Annotated in this window: 14 protein-coding genes and 1 tRNA gene; 8 read left to right on the top strand and 7 right to left on the bottom strand. The window is 66.1% G+C overall.

All coding sequences use genetic code 11. The annotated features are described in order from the left end of the window. The first annotated feature begins 7 nt into the window (after positions 1–7). The 4 genes from D7223_RS24985 (at position 8) to D7223_RS24970 (ending at position 4,308) form a co-directional block, all read left to right on the top strand. Positions 8–80, top strand: a tRNA-Arg gene (locus D7223_RS24985). 453 nt (positions 81–533) lie between these two features. After that, positions 534–1,589: a serine/threonine protein kinase gene (locus tag D7223_RS24980; RefSeq protein WP_186832285.1), complete on the top strand. Its 1,056-nt coding sequence runs from the start codon at positions 534–536 to the stop codon at positions 1,587–1,589. 47 nt (positions 1,590–1,636) lie between these two features. Then, positions 1,637–2,215, top strand: coding sequence for an ABC-three component system middle component 2 (locus D7223_RS24975; protein ID WP_238162203.1), 579 nt, complete (start codon positions 1,637–1,639; stop codon positions 2,213–2,215). Continuing rightward, positions 2,212–4,308 carry a DNA recombination protein RecN gene (locus D7223_RS24970; RefSeq protein WP_120730889.1) on the top strand — a complete coding sequence of 699 codons (2,097 nt, stop codon included), beginning with the start codon at positions 2,212–2,214 and terminating at the stop codon, positions 4,306–4,308. The genes D7223_RS24975 and D7223_RS24970 overlap by 4 nt, the downstream gene beginning before the upstream one ends. 285 nt (positions 4,309–4,593) lie before the next feature. Here the strand turns inward: D7223_RS24970 and D7223_RS24965 are convergent, their stop codons facing one another. The 7 genes from D7223_RS24965 to D7223_RS24935 form a co-directional block, all read right to left on the bottom strand. Continuing rightward, the gene (locus D7223_RS24965) at positions 4,594–5,202 is read right to left on the bottom strand and encodes a tyrosine-type recombinase/integrase (RefSeq protein ID WP_238162202.1); all 609 of its coding nucleotides are present in this window, start codon (positions 5,200–5,202) and stop codon (positions 4,594–4,596) included. Next, the gene (locus tag D7223_RS24960; protein ID WP_238162201.1) at positions 5,135–5,905 is read right to left on the bottom strand and encodes a hypothetical protein; all 771 of its coding nucleotides are present in this window, start codon (positions 5,903–5,905) and stop codon (positions 5,135–5,137) included. The genes D7223_RS24965 and D7223_RS24960 overlap by 68 nt, the downstream gene beginning before the upstream one ends. A 38-nt stretch (positions 5,906–5,943) precedes the next feature. Next, positions 5,944–6,237, bottom strand: a complete 294-nt coding sequence (locus D7223_RS24955; protein ID WP_120730887.1) for a hypothetical protein — start codon at positions 6,235–6,237, stop codon at positions 5,944–5,946. Between the two features lie 97 nt (positions 6,238–6,334). Beyond that, entirely contained in the window at positions 6,335–6,763 is a 429-nt protein-coding gene (locus D7223_RS24950; RefSeq protein WP_186832284.1) for a hypothetical protein, read from the bottom strand. Between the two features lie 113 nt (positions 6,764–6,876). Next, the gene (locus tag D7223_RS24945; protein ID WP_120730885.1) at positions 6,877–7,608 is read right to left on the bottom strand and encodes a GntR family transcriptional regulator; all 732 of its coding nucleotides are present in this window, start codon (positions 7,606–7,608) and stop codon (positions 6,877–6,879) included. A 37-nt stretch (positions 7,609–7,645) separates the two neighbouring features. Continuing rightward, a complete protein-coding gene (locus D7223_RS24940; RefSeq protein ID WP_120730884.1) occupies positions 7,646–7,942 on the bottom strand; it encodes a DivIVA domain-containing protein in 297 nt (98 codons plus the stop codon). Positions 7,943–7,972: 30 nt separating this feature from the next. After that, positions 7,973–8,263, bottom strand: a complete 291-nt coding sequence (locus D7223_RS24935; protein ID WP_120731017.1) for a hypothetical protein — start codon at positions 8,261–8,263, stop codon at positions 7,973–7,975. A gap of 685 nt (positions 8,264–8,948) precedes the next feature. Here D7223_RS24935 and D7223_RS24930 point away from each other — a divergent pair. The 4 genes from D7223_RS24930 (at position 8,949) to D7223_RS24920 (ending at position 17,733) form a co-directional block, all read left to right on the top strand. Further along, on the top strand, positions 8,949–10,229 hold the full coding sequence (locus D7223_RS24930; RefSeq protein WP_238162200.1) for an NsdA family TPR-like regulatory protein: 1,281 nt from the start codon (positions 8,949–8,951) through the stop codon (positions 10,227–10,229). A gap of 15 nt (positions 10,230–10,244) precedes the next feature. Then, positions 10,245–10,790, top strand: coding sequence for a GNAT family N-acetyltransferase (locus tag D7223_RS24925; protein WP_120730883.1), 546 nt, complete (start codon positions 10,245–10,247; stop codon positions 10,788–10,790). A 65-nt stretch (positions 10,791–10,855) separates the two neighbouring features. Next, complete coding sequence (locus tag D7223_RS32585; RefSeq protein WP_147252603.1) at positions 10,856–11,224, top strand: hypothetical protein; 369 nt, start codon at positions 10,856–10,858, stop codon at positions 11,222–11,224. A gap of 1,700 nt (positions 11,225–12,924) precedes the next feature. Next, positions 12,925–17,733: an ATP-binding protein gene (locus tag D7223_RS24920; RefSeq protein WP_147252602.1), complete on the top strand. Its 4,809-nt coding sequence runs from the start codon at positions 12,925–12,927 to the stop codon at positions 17,731–17,733. The last annotated feature ends 59 nt before the right edge of the window (positions 17,734–17,792 follow it).

Raw genomic sequence — 17,792 nt, 5'->3', positions numbered from 1 at the left:
CCCTCGCGCCCTCGTAGCTCAGGGGATAGAGCATCGGTTTCCTAAACCGTGTGTCGCAGGTTCGAATCCTGCCGGGGGCACCTCGAAGATCAGCCGAAACACCTACTGGCCAGGGAGTTTGCACCCCCGTTGATGCGTTGCTCTATGCAGTGGTGTGTCGCCTGATGTCGCTACTTGTCGCTGTCCACGGACTATTCACGGACTGATCTTGGGGGAGTTTTCCCGGGTCGCGCTAGCTGTGCGGCGCAAGATCCGGGTTGGTAGGGGCTGTCGGCGCGCCTAGTCGCCGCAGCTGTCCAACGCGTCTTCGATTCACGGGCTGACCGCTTCCTGCCTCCCGTCCGGTGGTCCAGCCGGCGGGGAGGCCGCCTGTCGGTGTCAAGGCTGGCTCCCGCGCACACGCCATTGCTGCAGCCAGTCAGCCCGAGAAGGGCGAGGGCACACCCGCTGCATCCACCGCTCGAGTAACCCTTGCATTGCCTTCCGTGACATCGTTTGGGATGCTTGCGCCAGGCTGCGCGGAGGGGGGCGGGATGCTGACTGCTGGGCCGATTCTGGCTACGGGTGAGCCCCCGATCAACTTCCGTGCACACGAGGTACGAACAGGCAACTCAGCCGGTGCCCGCGATGACTTCGAACAGATGCTCGCCATGCTGGTCCGCGCCACACATCCAGGCGCGCGCCTGATCGCCGCGAATCCCGGCGACTGGGCCATCGACGTTCTCGTTGGTGACCTGGCTGGCGCGGTCGTCATCTGGCAGGCGAAGTACTTTATGCCCCTCGTCACAGAGTCACACCAGGCACAGATCCGTGAATCCTTCACATCCGCATTGAAGGCGGCTAAGGAGCACGGCCACCACGTACGCCAGTGGGTCCTCTGCGTTCCGTCGAGCATGGACGCGCCTACGGACAAGTGGTGGACCGGTTGGAAGCAGCGCAAGCAGCGCGAAACCGGTGTGAGGATCGAACTGTGGAATGAGGTGGAGCTGCGCAGGCGTCTCATCTCCCCGGATAGCGCTGACGTACGTCGTACCTACTACGACCCGTACCATTCCGCCGCCCCCGCAGCTGTCGTGGCCGGGCCGCCGGTGCTGCCGGTGACCGCCGATGCCGCAGCCTCGCTGGACACGACCCTGTTCGTCAGGCAGCTTCGAGAGGCCGGGCACCGTCAGGTCACCTCCGCCAAACTCCAGTTCTTTAACGCCGAGCTGCTGGCGCGAGAGATCGTCGACAAGGACGTACCCAGTGAGATCGCCGCCCTGGTGGAGGCGGATGCCACGGTTCACGGCATCTGGGAAGCTGGCTTCAACGAAGTGTCCGAACGGCACCCGACGGGCTCGACTCTGCCCGGCCTGCACGCAGCCGTTATGAAAGAAGTCCGCGACATGGACGTCTCTTGGCCGTCGTCGCTGCGGGCTACCCCAGTGCACAAGTGCGGCATGGTGCACCGCATCGTCGAGGACAGCCGTGCGGGATGGGTACCGCACTGGGAAGATATCGCAGTAGACCACCGGGGGAAGTCACCGGCCGCACCGATTCCCTTGCCGAGAGCGGCCGATGCGGCCCAGCCGAGCGGTAACAGGCCATGACAACCGGAGCCGGCGTCTACCACGCTGCCCCTCACACACCGGTCGTCGTGCCCGAGCACGACACCGTCTTCCGCCTTGCGCAACTGGTGCTACTCCTCGACGCTGCAGCGCAGTTCCATCCGGACGGTGTGCCCCTTGAACGCCTCGGGGTCTACGACTTCATCGCCGCAAATCCGCTGCTCATGGCATCGGCCGAGGATGATCCCGACCGGCTGGAGCTTCTGATGGCCGGCTTCGACGACCGGGCACTGTCGTACGCCAGCCCCGCGCAGCGCTTTGCCACTAGGCGCGAGCGCCTGCAACACGACCTCGCCCTGCTCCTTGCCTACGACCTAGCGACGACGGCGGTACGCGGGCACGTCCTGTACCGGCTCACATCGGCCGGCCACGAGCTGACCTCTCGGTTCACCGCAATGTACGCACACTCCTACACCCTTGCGGCCAACATCGTCATGAACCGACTTCGCAAGGTCAGCGATAGCCGCCTGCGGGAATGCATCACCGACTGGACCCGGCTCCCGATATCTCCTACCGGCATCGATCTTGCCGACCTGTTCACCGAGCCGACCGGCCAAGAAGCAGACGATGACACGGTCGGCAGTTCTGCGACGGGACCCACGTCATGACAGCCGAAGCGCCGGCACCTGCCCGCAGCGCACGTGGTGTCCGCATCCGCCGACTCCGTCTGCATGGCACCGACCGCCACTATGACGTCAACTTCGTCGACGAACAGACGAATGAGCCACGCTCCCTCTCCGTCATTGCAGGTGCCATCAGCACCGGCAAGACGGCTGTACTGGAGTTCATCGACTACTGCCTCGGTGCCAGCGAACACCCCCGCCACCCCGAGGTGATCAGCAAGGTCACAGCCGCAACGATCGAGGTTGCGCTCTCGGGCATCCCGCATCTCATAGAGCGCAGCGTCGGCGAACCGTCCAGCCATGCCCTCGTGCGCCCCGGCCGCCTCGACGACGGCGGTGGCCCCCCGACCGAGCGGCGCCCGATAAGGCCAGCCGGCAATCCGGACAGTTTGTCCAGCCTCCTTCTCGCGCACTGCGGCCTTGAAGGCGTCCTGCTACGCGAGGCCCCGACACAGGACAACTCGGGGACCGATCCGCTTAGCTTCCGAGATCTCATGTGGCTCTGCTTCCTGCCCAATGAGCAGGTGGCCAGCAAAAATCTGTTGTTCGAGAACCACGTCATGAAGAAAATCAAGCTGCGCCAAGTGGTCGACGTTGTGTTCGACGTCCATGACGACCGGGCAGCTGACCTCGGACGGCGCGTCAAGGAACTCGAGACACGCCTCGCACGATCCAGGGCGACCTACGAAGCCGCCCAGCAGATCGTTGAGGAACAGCGACTCGGCAGTCGCATGGAACTTGAGATGGCCCTCGACCGCGCTGGCGATGACCAAAGGGCCGTGGAACGGGCACTCGAAGTACTCGACCAGCGCGCCGCTGCCGCCACCGACTTCGCAGAGGAACTACGCACCAGGCACCAGGCGGCGGCAGCCGCGGCGCGGCGCGCTGCCGCCCTCGTACGGGACCGCGAAACCCAACTGCGCCGCATGATTCCCCTGCGTGCCCAGTATGCGGACGACGTCGCCAAGTTGACCATGCTGGGCGAGGCGCATCAACTGTTCGACCCTCTACGCGTCCGCGTCTGCCCTGCGTGTCTCGCCCCCCTCGGACGAACGGTAGAGATCGAGGACGGATCCTGTGGGCTGTGCAAGAACCCCGTCGCCGCCGGAATGGCCGGCCTTACCCTGGGCGAAGCTGCGCCTGGACGCGTGCTGGCCGACCAGCCAGACGCGAACGGTGCGTCACAGCAACATGACCATGAAGGACTGAACGGGCACCGAGGGGAGCCACCCGAGCCGGTCTTCGACGTCAGTACCGAACTACGAGCCACGAAGAAGCGCCTGACTGAGCTCACCCGCTTCGTCGATGACCTCGACGCAGAGGTGAGGGCGCTGAAGGAGAATGCCTCGACGACGCGCGATGCTGAAGCTCGCGCCGCTGCAGAGGTCGACAACGCGACGACCCGGGCAATCAGCCCCTTCCTCGCGGAAAGAGATGCGCTGTCCCGGCGACGACAAGAGGCCGCCGCGGTAGTGCAGCGGGCACAGACCGGGCTGCAGATGATCAGCAGCCTCGAACGGCGGGCCGGCGATGTCAGCCGCCAGGAAACCGCGATCAAGGCGCTGCGCGAGGAACTGGCGACAGCCACCAACGAGCGCACCGACCGCGCTGCCATCGTGCGCCGCATCAGCGACCGGTTCGCCGCCATCCTTGAGGCGTGGAAGTACCCGAAGTTCGGCGACGCCTATCTCAATGAAGAGCTGACGCCCTTCATGCGAAACCTCAGGTATACAGATGCCTCGTCGGGCGGACGCACACTAATCTCCCTGGCCTGGGAGCTCGCCATCTTCGAAGTCGCGTGGGAAACTGGCGCCGCTCACCCAGGCTTCCTGTTCCTGGACAGCCCACAGAAGAACCTCGGCCAGACCGGCGAGCGCGACGCCGAATTCGCAGACACGGTCACCATCGCGGACTTCTACAAGCACCTGCACACCTGGCTCGCAGGCCCAGGCGCCGGAGCGCAAATCGTCCTTGCCGACAACGCACCACCGCCTGAAGCGGACGACGACGTGATCCTGCGCTTCTCGCGACGGGTGGATCAGCCGCCCTATGGACTGATCGACGACGCAACGGGCTAAGAGCGTGCTCGAGAGACCTCTGAGCAGGTCCAGGTAAAGGTGCGGCGGGCCGGACGGCGGTCAGCGTGTCTACGCGTGATGGGCGGCTCATGCCGGCGATCGCGGTCACCAGCGGGCCATCAGCCAAAGCAAACCAGGGTCAACCAGGCCGCCAGAGGTCTGTTCCGCCTGGGTCGGCGAGGACAAGCCGAGAGGTGTTGCACGATGCCCGAGCTGATCGTCAGGGGGAGCTATCGGTGAAATCATCCACCTGCTCCATCCGGACTGGTAGAGCTGCTGGCGAGACTACACACTCGGGCCATCCAACGCGTTCTCGATGCGCTGGTTGACCGTGGCTTCTTGGCCGTCGATGCACTTGGCGTACACCTTCAGCAGCACGTCGACGGAGTGACCCGCGCGGGCGGCGACGTCAGTTGCCGGAACCCCGCAGTTCAGCCAGAGCGATACCGCCGCGTGCCGCAGGTCGTATGGGCGCCCGGCTAGCGGGGACGCCACCTGCACCGGAGTCAGCGCCAGCTTCCGCGCCGCCTTCCAGACCCGCGAGTACGTCGACGCGGCCACCACGTTGCCCTTACTGCTGCGGAACAGCCGGCCGTCCTCGGCGACGCCGAACCGGTCGACGTGCCGCCGCAGAATGCCCACCAGTTCCGGCGGGACCGGCACAACGCGGGATTCCGCCACCGCCCGGTGCTTTAACCCACGCCGGTCGTGCACCTCGCCGCTGTCGGTCCACCGCTTGCCCGCCTGGGGCCGGTTGTCGACCAGCGTCAGCCGGCCCCACCCGGTCGCCGGAAGGTGACAGTCCTGCTCACGCAGCGCCAGCGCCTCACTCGGCCGCAGCGCCGCGAAGTACAGACACGCGAAGAACGCGACCAGGCGCTCGCCGCGGCCCACCCGACCCCTTGCCCGAACCCGTCGCGCCAGCGATCAGCACATGCGACCCGGCCAGCCGCAGCCGGTACGGTTGCCCGTTTTCGTCGACGCCGAGGGGGAGTCCGTCCACGTCGGGCACCTCGGCCACTGGCAGCGGCGCCACGATGCCGGCCAGCGGGTCGCGGCGCACGAGCCGCAGCACCACTCGATCCGGACGAGCCGTCGAGCGTGCCTGCCCGGTGCGGAGGCGGAAGGCGTAGGCGAGACGTTCCGCGGCCTGTCCCCAGTCATCCGGGATCTGCCCCGGCAACAACCGCACCGTCAGCTCATCGCCGAACCGGTCACTGCGCACCCGCAGCAGTTGGGGCACGTAACGGTCACCGGCGAACGCGGTCGCCAACCCACACGTAGCCATGACCGACGCCCACCGCCGCCGGTAGACGAAGAGCGCTCTGACCCGGCTGACGAGCGGGTACCAGCCGAAGCGCAGCCACGACGACGGATGCCACCGCCACCAGCCAGCACAACCGGCCACGAGGACCAGGGCGACGCCGGCCAGGACCAGGCCGCCGAACTCCGCCCGGATCCACAGGGCGAGCACGGCCGGGCCACTGAGCCACCAGTACCGGACCGCGAGCACCGTGAGGCGGAACAGGCCCCGGGCCAGCCACCAGAACACCAGTAGCCAACCCGGAACCCGCCACGCCGGAAGACGCACGTTCATCGGCGCCATGGGGATCTTGTCCCCCGGAATGATGTTGATCAGAGGCACAGGTCACCGTCCCGGTGCGGGCGGGCCAGGGTGGCGATGCACGAGTGACACGACATACGCCGCAGGTCGAATCGGCGAGGCTTGACCCACCGGCAGCAGTGCGGGCAGCGAATCGCGCACACCCGACCGGAAGCCGGCGGCAGTCGCAGCGCCGATCGCAGGGCGGCTTCCATCTCCCGGTAGGCGTGCCGCAGCCCGCCCAGGCGAGCGCGGGTGAGCAGCAGGACCGCGCCGACGAGCAGGGGTATGAGGACGATCAGGGCAGGGGGAACTACGGTGGGCATCACGCCCTCCTTCGACAGCTGAGGGATGGGAGAGCGCGGGACGGGTCGGGACTCTTGGCGGGGAAACGACCCGCCCCGCGCGTCAAACAGCGACCAGTCAGGCCGCCACCGAACCGGGGACAGCCGATGCCGGACGAAGCGCGGTCGCCCGCAGCGAGTACGCCATCCGGGAGCGGCAGTCACCCGAGGTCCGGCCCGGCTTGCACCGCTGCGAATCCACGTACGGCGTGAGGGTCAGGCCCTCGAACTCCACCGCTGGTGGGTAGCCCGGCACGGTCGACGGCGGCGGCACCGGCTGCTGCGGCGCGACCACCTTGACCTTCACCTCGGTCGACCGACCGAACTTGCCGGCCTCCGGGTCCAGGTCCATCACCCTGACAACCCAGACTCGCTCGCCGGTGTCCTTGTCCCGCGCCTGGTTGTCCGCCTCACCGCGCCGCTCGAAGTCGATCTGCGGCGAGACGCCGAGGCAGAGCGCCCCGGCAGGGAAGACGTACTCGGACGGGACCGGCACCTTCAACGTCATCGGAACCACGAGAAACCTCCAGAGCCACAAGACAACTCGACCAGTTGACTTGTTAAGTTGCATCGAAGGTAAGTAGTGCCAACTTGACTTGTCAAGTGGCTAATCCACTTAGGTCAGTCGAGCGGGTACACGTCTTCCAGCTCGTGCCGCGCTGCGGGAAGGAGCACGTCCAGCGCCATCAGCGGCTTGGCGGTCCGATCACAGATGGTCAGAAGTGCCGTGAGCACAGCATCGCTCTCGCTGACCCGTAACAGCGCAGCCTCTTCCTTGCTCGGCAAGCGCGCCGAGATGCGTTCGGCCACATGGTCGAACCTGAGCCGCTTGCGGGACGCCACATGCCGCAGCAGTCCTTCCGGCATGGCGTCATCGGTGCCCACGCGAGTTCCCTCGGCCAGCTCTACGGGCAGGAACGCCGTGCCCAACTCCACCGGGCCGAGACCGTCAACGGTGATGAGGCGCCGACGCGCCACGACCGGTGTGCCCGGCTCCAAGCCCAGGGCGACAGCGGCTCGTGGGGGAGCGGGAACGGTGCCGGCCGCCAACAGCGTCGATCCGGCCCGCTCGTCGTCGTCCAGGAGTGCGTACCGGCGTTCCCGCGAGCGTTGCTCGTCGCCGCCGGGACGGCCAAGGACGAATCGGCCCTTGCCCTGGCGACTCTCGATCCAGGCGCCCTGCCGCAGCAGATCCAACGCTCTGACGACGACCGGACGGGATGCGCCGAACTCGCGGATGAGTTCGGTCTCGCTGGGCAGCATTGAGCCCGGCGGGTAGGTGCCGTCCTCGATGCGCTGCTGCACCGCGTTGACGATCACCACGTACTTCGGCGGCGCAACCTCGATTGGCACCGTTTCACCCCAGACGGCAACTTGGCTTGTCAACAGGCTAACTGCGCCGCTGAGCTCCTGTCCACGAGCTGTCAGCTGAGTGACCAGGCTTCGGCGCGAACTGGGCCTGCCAGTCCCGGAGGGCGTTCTTCAGTCGGGCGTTCTCCTCGCGAAGGCTGGCCTCGACGGCGTTCCGCGCAACCAGCTCGTCGACGACGCGCCGCAGGAATGCGTAGACGTGTTCCTCGGCCAAACCGCGACGACCGAACCTCGTACGCCGGAACCGCAGCCGGCGAACCTGCTCGGGGCCCAGCGGGACCAGCCGCGAAGCCGCTCGAAAGACTCCCACTGCCATCGAACCCTCCAAACGAACCGACGCATGTACTCATCGCCGCAGGGCGTTCCTGCGCGTCGTGCGTGCCGCTGGTTTCCTGGGTTGGCCGACCACAGCCGGCGGCGGATCCGCCAACTGGAGGCCCGCCTCCTGGACGTAGATCTCTCGGCGATCCAGAGCCCTGCCCGCCCGATCGAGGACGTAGCCGGTTAGCCAGATCCAGCCGTAGTAGGTGGGCTGGTCACTGACCTTGATGACCCGGAAGATCAACGCCCGATCACCGCCGAACTGCACCGACGCCTGCCGGTTGACGTGCAGCACGTCTCCCGGCTTCGGGACCATGAACGCCTGCCTTCCACGCATTGGGGCGGGGCGCCGAGGCGGGCGGGCTTCTGAGCACGGCCGACACCGCGTCTCCACCAGCACCCGCCCCGGGCCAACTCAGGACGCGACGGAACGCCGCGTGATCATTTGGAGGGCCGGCGGCCGTCACCGTCAGGCGACGACCGCCAGCCCCGCCCACTGCCCCTGTGCGCCGGTGCCTGCGCAGTCGGCACAGTCGCGCCGTTGCAGCCGGTTCGGGTCGCCAGGAGCCCGGAGCGAGCGCCGAGGGCTGGCCATCTTCCAGCCCCGCCCCTCGCACGCGGGACACGCAGCCGGCGCGGACGGCGAGGACCTGTGTGGTCCCCGCTGCGGGCGCGACCCCTCGACGCATCGCAAGACCCGGACCCCGGTGAGTTCCGCGCCCCTCCTCGCTGAACTCACCTCCCGGTGTCCGCGCCGACGCGGTTGCCCATGGGCATCAGCGGAATGCACATGCACAATTGCGGTGGGTGAGCCGTCCATGTAGGAGAGACTGCACGGGACCTGCGGGACCGATCGAGGACCCGCAAGTACACCTCTGGCGGACATCGAGCGGACACCACAAGGACCTTCATTGCCGGAAGGACCTCAACCGGGCGAGCGTGGAGACAGCCCCTCAGGAAGGCAGCGACGGATGGCACGAGAACGCCGCGAACCTCGCACGATGCTGGAGTACCTGATCCAGCAGAGTGACCGCACGTACGAGGAACTGGCCGACGAGTTCTCCCGGATGGACCCGCGGGCGGCGATCAGCGCCCGGCATCTCGGGCGGCTGGCACGCGGCGAACGCGACCTGGCCTCATCGACCCCCGCCACCCGGCGGGCACTACAGGCCATGTTCAGCAAATCCATTGATGAACTGCAGCGCCCCTGGGCTCCCCACCAGTTGATCCCTGCGCCGGACCGGCACCTCGTTGCCGACACCGCCGGCGCCGGCCCGGAAAGGAACCTCCTCGCCATGGCCGCACAACGCGCCCGTCAGTACGCCATGCTCGCCGCCGAGTCCACCAGCCCGGCGGCCATCGAACAGCTCGCCGAGGACGTGCAACGCCTCGCGCTGGCCTACCCGCAGCGACCCGTCAGCCACGTCCTGCCCGACCTGGTCGAGACACAGGACACCCTGTTCACTCTGTTGGAGCGCCGCCAGGCCCCGAACCAGTCCAGGGACCTGCACTTCCTCGCCGGCATAACCAGCGGCCTCCTCGCCAAGGTTTCCCACGACATGGCCGACCCTCACTCGGCCATGCTCCAGGCCCGCACCGCTGTCCTCTGTGCCGAGCAGGCCGGCCACCCCGGGCTACAGGCGTGGCTACGCGGCTTGCAATCCCTCGTGGCCTACTGGGCCGGCCGCTACGCCGAGGCGGTCCGCTACGCCGAAGCCGGCCGCGAGCACGCCACCCAGGCCGGCGGCACTTCCGCCGTCTGGCTGCCCGCCAGCGCCGCCCGCGCGTACGCCGCCCTCGGCAACGCTGAGCAGGCCAAGGCGGCCATCACCGAGGCCGAGGACGCCTGGTCGCGGGTACGCCCCGACGAGATGGACGAGATGGGCGGCATCTGCACCTTCAACCAGCCCCGCACCCTCTACTACGCCAGCGACGCTCTTGCCTGGCTCCCCGGCGAAGCCACCAGCACCGAGCGCTACGCCCTGCGCGCCGCCCAGGCGTATGCCGACCCCAACGATCCCGCATGGGCATTCGGCGACCAGGCCGGCTCACACGCCAACCTCGCCATCGCCCGCGTCGCCAACGGCGACCTGGACGCCGCCGCCGACGCCCTGGCCCCCGTGCTCAACCTGCCCGCCGACCAGCGCATCAACGGCATCATTCACTCCGTTCGCCGAGTCCACCAGGCCATCACCCGCGCCGGCCACGCCAACGACGCCCGCGACCTCATCGACGGCATCGAACACTTCACCCACGCCCCGGCCAACGCCCTTCCTCGATAGGGCACCATCGGGGGCATGGACCCGATCACCATCCCCGGCCGCGTCATCACCCTGCGCGACATGCGCTCCGATGACGCGGCCGACGCTTGGGCAATCGTCGGAGACGACCGCGTCACCCAGTGGCTCTCCTTCGACAGCCGGGACCAGGCCGCTGCCGTCGCCATGGTCGAAGGCACCATCCAACGCGCCCAGCACACCCCCCGCACCGAGTACTACCTAGCCGTCGCCGACGCCACGGACCGGATGATCGGGTTCGCGCGGCTCGGCCTTACCGGCCACCAGGCCGCCAAGCTCGGGTACGCCATCGGCGCCGACCACTGGGGCCACGGCTATGCCAGCGATGCTGCTCGCACAATCGTCGACTACGGCTTTCAGTCGCTGAAGCTCCACCGCATCACCGCGGCCATCGGCCCGGACAACGCCGCTTCCATCGCCGTTGCCGAAAGGCTCGGCATGCAGTATGAGGGCCGGCTACGCGACCACGTCTACACCAATGGAGCATGGCGCGACTCCCTGCTCTACTCCCTCCTCGCCCAGGAGTGGAACCGCGCCGCCGGCTGACCGCTGCTCGCCGGCGCCCCTCGGTCACGATCGACTCTGGACAGAGCGCCGGTACGATCGCCGCCATGCGCGACGCCGACACGCCGCCGCAAGAACTTTCCAACGACCAACCGCACCCCGCAGCGCTCACCCCTCAACAACGGGCGGACCTGATCCGAGCAGCCGCCGCCGAGGTACGGGAACGCGTGCAGGAGTGGCGGAACCACCCGGGCTGGCGGAACACTCCAGTCAACAGCCATCGCCACGAGACCACCGTTAACGCGATCGACGCGCTTGGCCAGCTACCCGACCCAGACACCGAGGAAGCCGTAGCCCGCCTGGCCGACGTCGTCCGCCCAGTGGTCGTGGAATGGCGCCCCAGTCGGCCCGGTCCCGAGCAACCGATCTATGCAGCAGTGGAACGCCTCCGCCGGTCGATCACTGTCGGTACGTAGAGCCTGCTCACGCCTTCAGCGCCACATTGCCGAAACGCTCTCTGTAGAGATCAAGGCGCTCCGCGCGGCGCGGGCCGGGGCGCGGTAACCGGCTCCTGCGGAGCCGCCGCCCCGGCTGCCTACGGCGCTGAGGCGGAAAATCAGCCGGCCCGAACCCCACGCCGCGCCCCGCGCGTCACCCTGGGTCAGTCAGTGACCCGGCGAAGTCCTGGAGATGACCGGGGCCAGGCGGACACAGCTTCACCCTGTTTCTCGAGGCCCGGAGGCACCGGGAGGGCGAAGGCATCCACCGGCGGACGGAGTTGCCGAAAGGCGCGGGCGTTCGCTGAGGTCCCCAGGGAGGAAAGCGTGGGGTGGTGGGAGGGTGTGAGGTGAGCGAGAGGCAGGGTTAGAGCGATGCCTCCGGCGGGGGCCAGACGACTCCAGGATGGAGTTGCCGAACGGTTGCGGTGGTGGGTGGGGAACTGCCATCCCGTCCACCACCCACCACGGCAAGCCGAGTAGACCAGGGCCAGGGTGACCAGGTCGTACGTCCGGTAGGGCGCTCCACCTGGTCACCCTGGCCCTGGCCCACTCCACCGAGTGTGGGTCGGCGGCGGACGGGATGGCGCCGTCCGATTGCGGTCGTTGCATAGCCGGCAGCGTGACTTGCACGTAAGTTGACAGCCGCGGAGGCTAAGCCGCGCTGGCCACTACGACTGGCAGCGGCGAAAGGGCGCCCGGGATACAGCGTAGGTACGGCAACCCACTCTGATGCGGCCCGACCGCAACCATGGGTTGGGTTGGAGGCTGTATCGTCCTGGTGCGTGGATGCAGCCGCTGTGTGGAGCGCCATCGGTACCGTCACCAGCGCTGTCGCGGGGCTCGTCGCTCTCGTCGTTGCCTATCTGGCCTTCAGGGCAACGCAAACTGCCGCCAGGTCGGCTACCGCCTTGACAAGGATTGAAGCGCGACGCATCTGGGCCGAGTCCCTCCCGCAGTTCAAGGTCACGGCCCATGCTCAATCGGATACTTATGCCCTACTTCATGTTGAGCTGGTAGGCCCAGCCAGCCTCGATCGTCTCGACGAAATCCAGCTGTCCATCCGGGACGACTACCACGCTCGAGGGGCGTCGCAGATCGCAGGAGGCCCTAGTGCCGAGACGGTCGCCAACCATGTGTGGGGACCATACCGGTTCAGACGCGGCATCGACGGAGGGTCGGAGAACGGTCGCGCTGTAGCGCCGTTTAGCCTCCCGTTGGGCGAGGGTGCGAATTTCGCCATGGACCGGCAGCTTCCGCCCCTCTGGAGCATCAGCGGCACGGAGGCTTCCTGGCGGCGTGACTACGCAGGCAAGCCCGTCCGCCTCCTACTCAGCTGCACGCGCGGGGGCTTTGATCGGTGGACGGTCCCGGTTGAGGTCCTTGTTACTCCACTCCCGGAGCACAAGATTCCAGCGCAGGCTGCTGCTCGAGAGAAGGAGAGCGCACCCGGCGGCTAGAGGTCTTGCCGTGCCCCGTGCCTATCACCGGGCCGTCTCGTCGGAGATCCTTGGCGGAACGCATCTTGTGTCCCCGGCGGGGGGTCGGTAGACCTGATGCCGTGGCGGAAGCGAAGCTGGGGCAGGCGAACTATTGCTGGGTCAGCTTGGCCATCCGCCAGCACGCTGCGGCCATGAGTCAGTCTGACCAGGCAACGATGACACCAACCGGGACTGCTTATGACGCCACGACCCAAAAAAAGTAGGAAGGCTGCCAAGAAGGCAGTCAGTCGAGTCACGTCCTCGGGCGGTGGCGTCGCAGGGAAACTGGGTGATCGGTACGAGGCTTGGTGGACGATCTGGCGTGGCATCCTGCCAGTACTCTCCGGTGACTTCGACGCCGTTTGCGTCGAGGAGCCGGGCTTCAACGCCATCGAGTTCCGTCTCGTCGGCGGTCGTAACGGCAAAGCGGATGAGGCCCACCAATGCAAAAGAACGCACAAGACAACTTGGACCGTTCTTGCACTTAAGCGGGAGGACTTCCTTAGCCCGTTAGCCACGATGACTGAAGCTGGCATTAATGTCGTGTTCGCCTCCGAACAGCTCTCCGTGCTTGGGCCGATCGCGGAGAAGGCTCGACGCCTAGCGGACGTTGACGCCTGGGCTGCCGACCTCGCGGACGACGAAGGCATCGCTCGTACGCAGCTGCAGCGCGAGTGGGCCGTTGGGCCGGAAACGGTCCATAGGCGGCTACGTATGACGACGTTTGAGCAGATTGGGGATCCCACACTTCGCCATGTCCTCATCGCGTCGCTAAACGCCAGAATAAGCGGCGACGCGGATTCGGTACTGGGTCTTTTGCGAGGCTACATAGAGGACCACTTCGCTGAAAACCTGACCGCAGACGCAATCTGGGGATTTCTTCGCACGAAGGGCCATCACCCGACATCCGGCTTCAGTCCTGCCCTCTCCGAGCGCGTGCGCGAGACCGTGGTCTCCTACGTGAGCCAGGCAGGGTCGTCTCGACCCGCCGCGCTCGGCCAAGTGGTCCGTTCGGAGGCCCGTCAAATCATCGACGAGCTTCAGCGACCGGACGGTCCGCCTGTGGTTGTGCTGGCAGGCAAGCCAGGCTCTGGCAAGTCTCACGTGCTGGCCGACGTCTGCAACCAACTGGCTTCGCTCGCCATCACGACAGGCGTGCTTCGACTCGACGTTGCTCAGCCTGCGCAGACCGCCGCCGAGCTGGGCGCACAACAGGCGATTGGTTTCGATGGATCGCCAGTCCAGGTTCTGGCACGCGCGAGCGCCGGCAACCGATCCGTCCTCGTGGTCGACCAAGCCGACTCTGCATCCATGTTGTCAGGGCGGGGCCACACGGTCTTCGGCGCTCTTCGCGACATGTTGCAGCAGGCGCGCTCGACTGCCGGAATGAAGGTGTTGATTGCGTGCCGCTCTGAGGATCTACGGTTCGACCAAAACCTTCGTCGCCTGATCAACCTGGATGACCCTTCGCCGGCGCAAGTCGCCAGGGTCGACCTCGGTGACCTAACCTCTCAGCAGGTGCAGGCAGCTCTGGCTTCGCTGGGCATTGACGGCGCCCGGGCCACGCCGGGTCTTCTCAAGTTAACCGCGAACGTGCTAAACCTTGCGCTCTTTGTTCGAATCTATGAAGCCACCGCCACAACGGCCCGCGCGGCTTTGACGGCCCTTCGTACACGACTCCAGTTGTTGCGTGAGTATCACGGACTAATGGCGGCGCGGATGCTCCCCACGCTCGGGCCCAACGTTTATGCACAGGCGACCATGCGCATCGCCAAAGAAATGAGCGACAAAGGCACCCTATCTGTCGGGCGGGCATTCATGGCGGCGGAGAGCGATACTCTTAACGCTCTTATTCACCACGGTGTGATCGTCGATGATCACGGGAGGCTACGCTTTTTCCACGAGGCAATGTTTGACTACCTCGCCGCACTCTCCCTCCGGGCCACGGGACAAACCGCTACCAACGTGCTAGCCGCGGGCCCCCAAGAACTCCTGCGCCGCGGGCAGGTGCGGGCGATGCTGACGCTCGCGCGCGAGGAGAGTAGCCAGGGAGAGTACCTCGCCGACGTCTCCGGTGTGCTGGACGGTTCGAACTCCCGTTCCCACATTCGGGCTGCCGTTCTCTCCATGCTCAGCGAGGTAGACGAGGTCTGGGACCAGGAGCTAGAACTCGTCCTTCAGATCGCTTCCGACCAAGCGGATCCAATGCACAAGCACGCCCTGGGCACGTTGACGACGGAGCCGATGGCCCGGCGACTGGCGGACTCCGGCCTGCTCGATATCGCCGCGACGATCCTGGGCGGCATGTCCTCGTCTGTTCAGGGCAACGGCGGGCGGCTGCTAGGCCAAGTCGGTGCGGAAGACTGCGGACATCTACTTGTGCGAGCCGCAGCCAGCCAGCCGAACGCGGCGGCATCCGCAGCGCTGGCCGTAACATCGAACAGCAGCCGCTTAACATCCTGGCTGCCTGGGTTCCTCCGCCTCATCCACCTCGCCGGGCCGAGCTCGAGTGGAACGCCACTTTCAGACCTGTTTGTTGCGCTAGCTCGCGCCGTGACATCGGCAGCCCACGACGAGGACAGGTTTCGGGCTGACATCGAGGTCGCGGCCCAGCGCTCGGGTGTCGATCGTCCCGCGATCGTGAACCGCATGTGCAACGTGCTTTTCGGTGAAGGCCGCTTCGCGCTTGCGACCATCGCTGAGCGCACGCCTTCCCAAGCCCCGCTCGCGTTGCGGGGGTGGCTTGAGGCGGCTGCGTCTATCAATGCGACCCGTGAAGTCCCGGGGCTCTTTCACTCAGAGAGTGTGCTCGGCCATCGTGCAACTGGCCTTGGGGTCTTCAACCGCGTCGCCGAAGCGGTGCCACGACCGTTCGTCGAAGCCGTCCTACCCGTCATCTTGCGCGCGTGGGAGGAAACGGCGTTGGAGGTTCGCTGGACCCCCACTGGCAGCAGCGGAAAGGCGTCAGGACTGCGGTACACCCGCTACGTGCTAAACCTGTCAGAGAATTCGATCGAGCATGAGGTAACAGCGGCGCTCTTCCAGGCGGCCGCCGCCGCTGCAAATACGGAGCCAGCAGAGCTGGCGGCCCACCTCGGTCCGCTTCACGGTAGTGAGCTTCTGCCGGTCCACGAATTGCTCGGCCATGTGTACGGAGTCGCAGAGGGACCGCTTCTTGAAGCTGCATGCAAGTGGGTTTGTGATCCGCGCGTGCGTGGTTTACATCATGAAGCGACCATCGGCTGGGCATGGGGATCTGCTGCTGCGCGGGTTGCGGCGGCGGGCACGATCGAACAGCGAGACCGTGTGCTCGCTTGCGTTCGTGGGGCTTACAGCGAGCCCGCCAATGCGGAGGAGACAAGTGCGGCTTCCACATCATTACGTGACGCAGACACAATGCGCGCGCTAGCGCACGAGGAGCTCGTCGTCATCTCCCGTCTCAAAGCAGCGTTGGGCGCCTCCATGCCCGCTGACCTTGACGTGCGGATAGACGATCTCGCGCAGGCCCATGGTCCAGCACCGGATAGTCCGGCGACCTATGTGCAAGTTCTCGAGAGACAGGGCCAACCCGAGGTGCCCTTGGGTCTTAGCGACGCCGAGTGGACTGCCCACATCGAATGCGTTACTGCGGGCATGGAACGAGACGTGTCTTACCGACTCGAGGACAAGCTCTACGACACTACGACTGGGTTGTCACAGGAGGCAGCGAAGGAACCCGTCCGCTTCGCGCGCCTTGGGACCCGCCTGCCCATGACCACTCCGGCGCCGATCCTCACCGCCATCTTGCGAGGTGTCGCTGAAGGCCTCTCGGAACTGGACGGAGAGGACGCCGACGCAGTTTTCGACTTGGTTCGGGCCGTACTGACCCAACAGCCGATCGCGGCTGTGGACCTGGATGTACTTCGACTCATTCAAAAATTGGCAGCCAAAGATTTGCCAGCAGACATCATCGCGGCCGCGCCGCGTATATTCGACCGCAACCCGCCGCCTGAGCAGTGGCCCTATCCCGACCTGGAGACCGCGGGACTCAACCATCCGCGAGGAGCTGCTATCACGACAGCAGCTGGGCTACTCAGCCACTCGTACAGCAGAGGCGCGAGACTTCCACAGTTGGCCGCGCTCCTTACCAAAGCGGCTGAAGACGAGCACGCGCAAGTTCGCGTCTGGGTTCCCATGGCCCTGACTTTGGTCCATTTGGAGGACGCAGACCTGGCGGGCTCGCTCGTCGAGCGTTGGCTAGCCAGGGCAACCGATCAAGAACTCGCGGCCCGCTACCTAGATCGCCTGACATGGCAACTCGCAGTTACCAGTCCGGCTGCCGCAGAGTCCCTACTCGGGCGCATGGTCACATCAAGCGAATCCACGGCGAAGCGACGTGCAGGTCAACTCGCCACGCTGTTCGACGTGCGCGGCGTCGACGTTGGATTATCAAACGAGCAGTCGCCACTAACGTTGGCATACGCAGATGATGCCGGCCGGCGAGGTATCGCGGACGTCATCGTCCAACTCGTCGACGACCTTCCAGCCACACGAGGCACCAGCCAAGGGTGCCCCGCGCACGTCGACCAAGGATTGCTTATCGACCTTGCCAATGACGGATCAGACGATGTGCGGGCCCAAATCATGGACGTGGGCAGATATATGCGAACGCCCCTTGTCGACTACGATGCATTGCTTGGCGATCTTGCAGGCACCGCAGCCTTTCAGAGTCACCCTGGGCGCCTGTTTCACTTCCTGAGCCAGCGACTCGACGAGCTGCCGCCCGCTGCCCTTAAGCTATGCCAGAAATGGGCCGACAGATCTGCGGCAATGGCAAACAATATGGCTAATCGAGAAGCGGCCGAGGCATACGATGTCACGGACATCCTCTTTGGGTTATACGTTCGAACGGAGTCGGGCAGCGTGATGAGAGAGGAGTGCCTTAAGCTTATTGATCTCTTTGTGGAGCTGCGGATTGGCGACATCGAGAGAAAGGTAGATGACGCCCTATACGAGCCCAGTCGGTAACACCTGGCTGTACGTCCCTTGCTGCCAGGTTCTGCGGCCCGCAGCACGAGGCGGCATAA

Origin of the sequence: Micromonospora endolithica, assembly GCF_003626595.1 — a bacterium.
Classification (GTDB): Bacteria; Actinomycetota; Actinomycetes; order Mycobacteriales; family Micromonosporaceae; genus Micromonospora; species Micromonospora endolithica.
The sequence above is the reverse complement of the archived record's forward strand: the minus strand, read 5'-3'. Positions and strand labels throughout refer to the sequence as shown.

Coding starts and splice junctions, on each gene's coding strand:
- D7223_RS24980 (WP_186832285.1), top strand. CDS start 534: ATGCTGACTGCTGGGCCGATTCTGGCTACGGGTGAGCCCCCGATCAAC.
- D7223_RS24970 (WP_120730889.1), top strand. CDS start 2,212: ATGACAGCCGAAGCGCCGGCACCTGCCCGCAGCGCACGTGGTGTCCGC.
- D7223_RS24960 (WP_238162201.1), bottom strand. CDS start 5,905: ATGAACGTGCGTCTTCCGGCGTGGCGGGTTCCGGGTTGGCTACTGGTG.
- D7223_RS24955 (WP_120730887.1), bottom strand. CDS start 6,237: ATGCCCACCGTAGTTCCCCCTGCCCTGATCGTCCTCATACCCCTGCTC.
- D7223_RS24950 (WP_186832284.1), bottom strand. CDS start 6,763: ATGACGTTGAAGGTGCCGGTCCCGTCCGAGTACGTCTTCCCTGCCGGG.
- D7223_RS24940 (WP_120730884.1), bottom strand. CDS start 7,942: ATGGCAGTGGGAGTCTTTCGAGCGGCTTCGCGGCTGGTCCCGCTGGGC.
- D7223_RS24935 (WP_120731017.1), bottom strand. CDS start 8,263: ATGGTCCCGAAGCCGGGAGACGTGCTGCACGTCAACCGGCAGGCGTCG.
- D7223_RS24930 (WP_238162200.1), top strand. CDS start 8,949: ATGCTGGAGTACCTGATCCAGCAGAGTGACCGCACGTACGAGGAACTG.
- D7223_RS24925 (WP_120730883.1), top strand. CDS start 10,245: ATGGACCCGATCACCATCCCCGGCCGCGTCATCACCCTGCGCGACATG.
- D7223_RS32585 (WP_147252603.1), top strand. CDS start 10,856: ATGCGCGACGCCGACACGCCGCCGCAAGAACTTTCCAACGACCAACCG.
- D7223_RS24920 (WP_147252602.1), top strand. CDS start 12,925: ATGACGCCACGACCCAAAAAAAGTAGGAAGGCTGCCAAGAAGGCAGTC.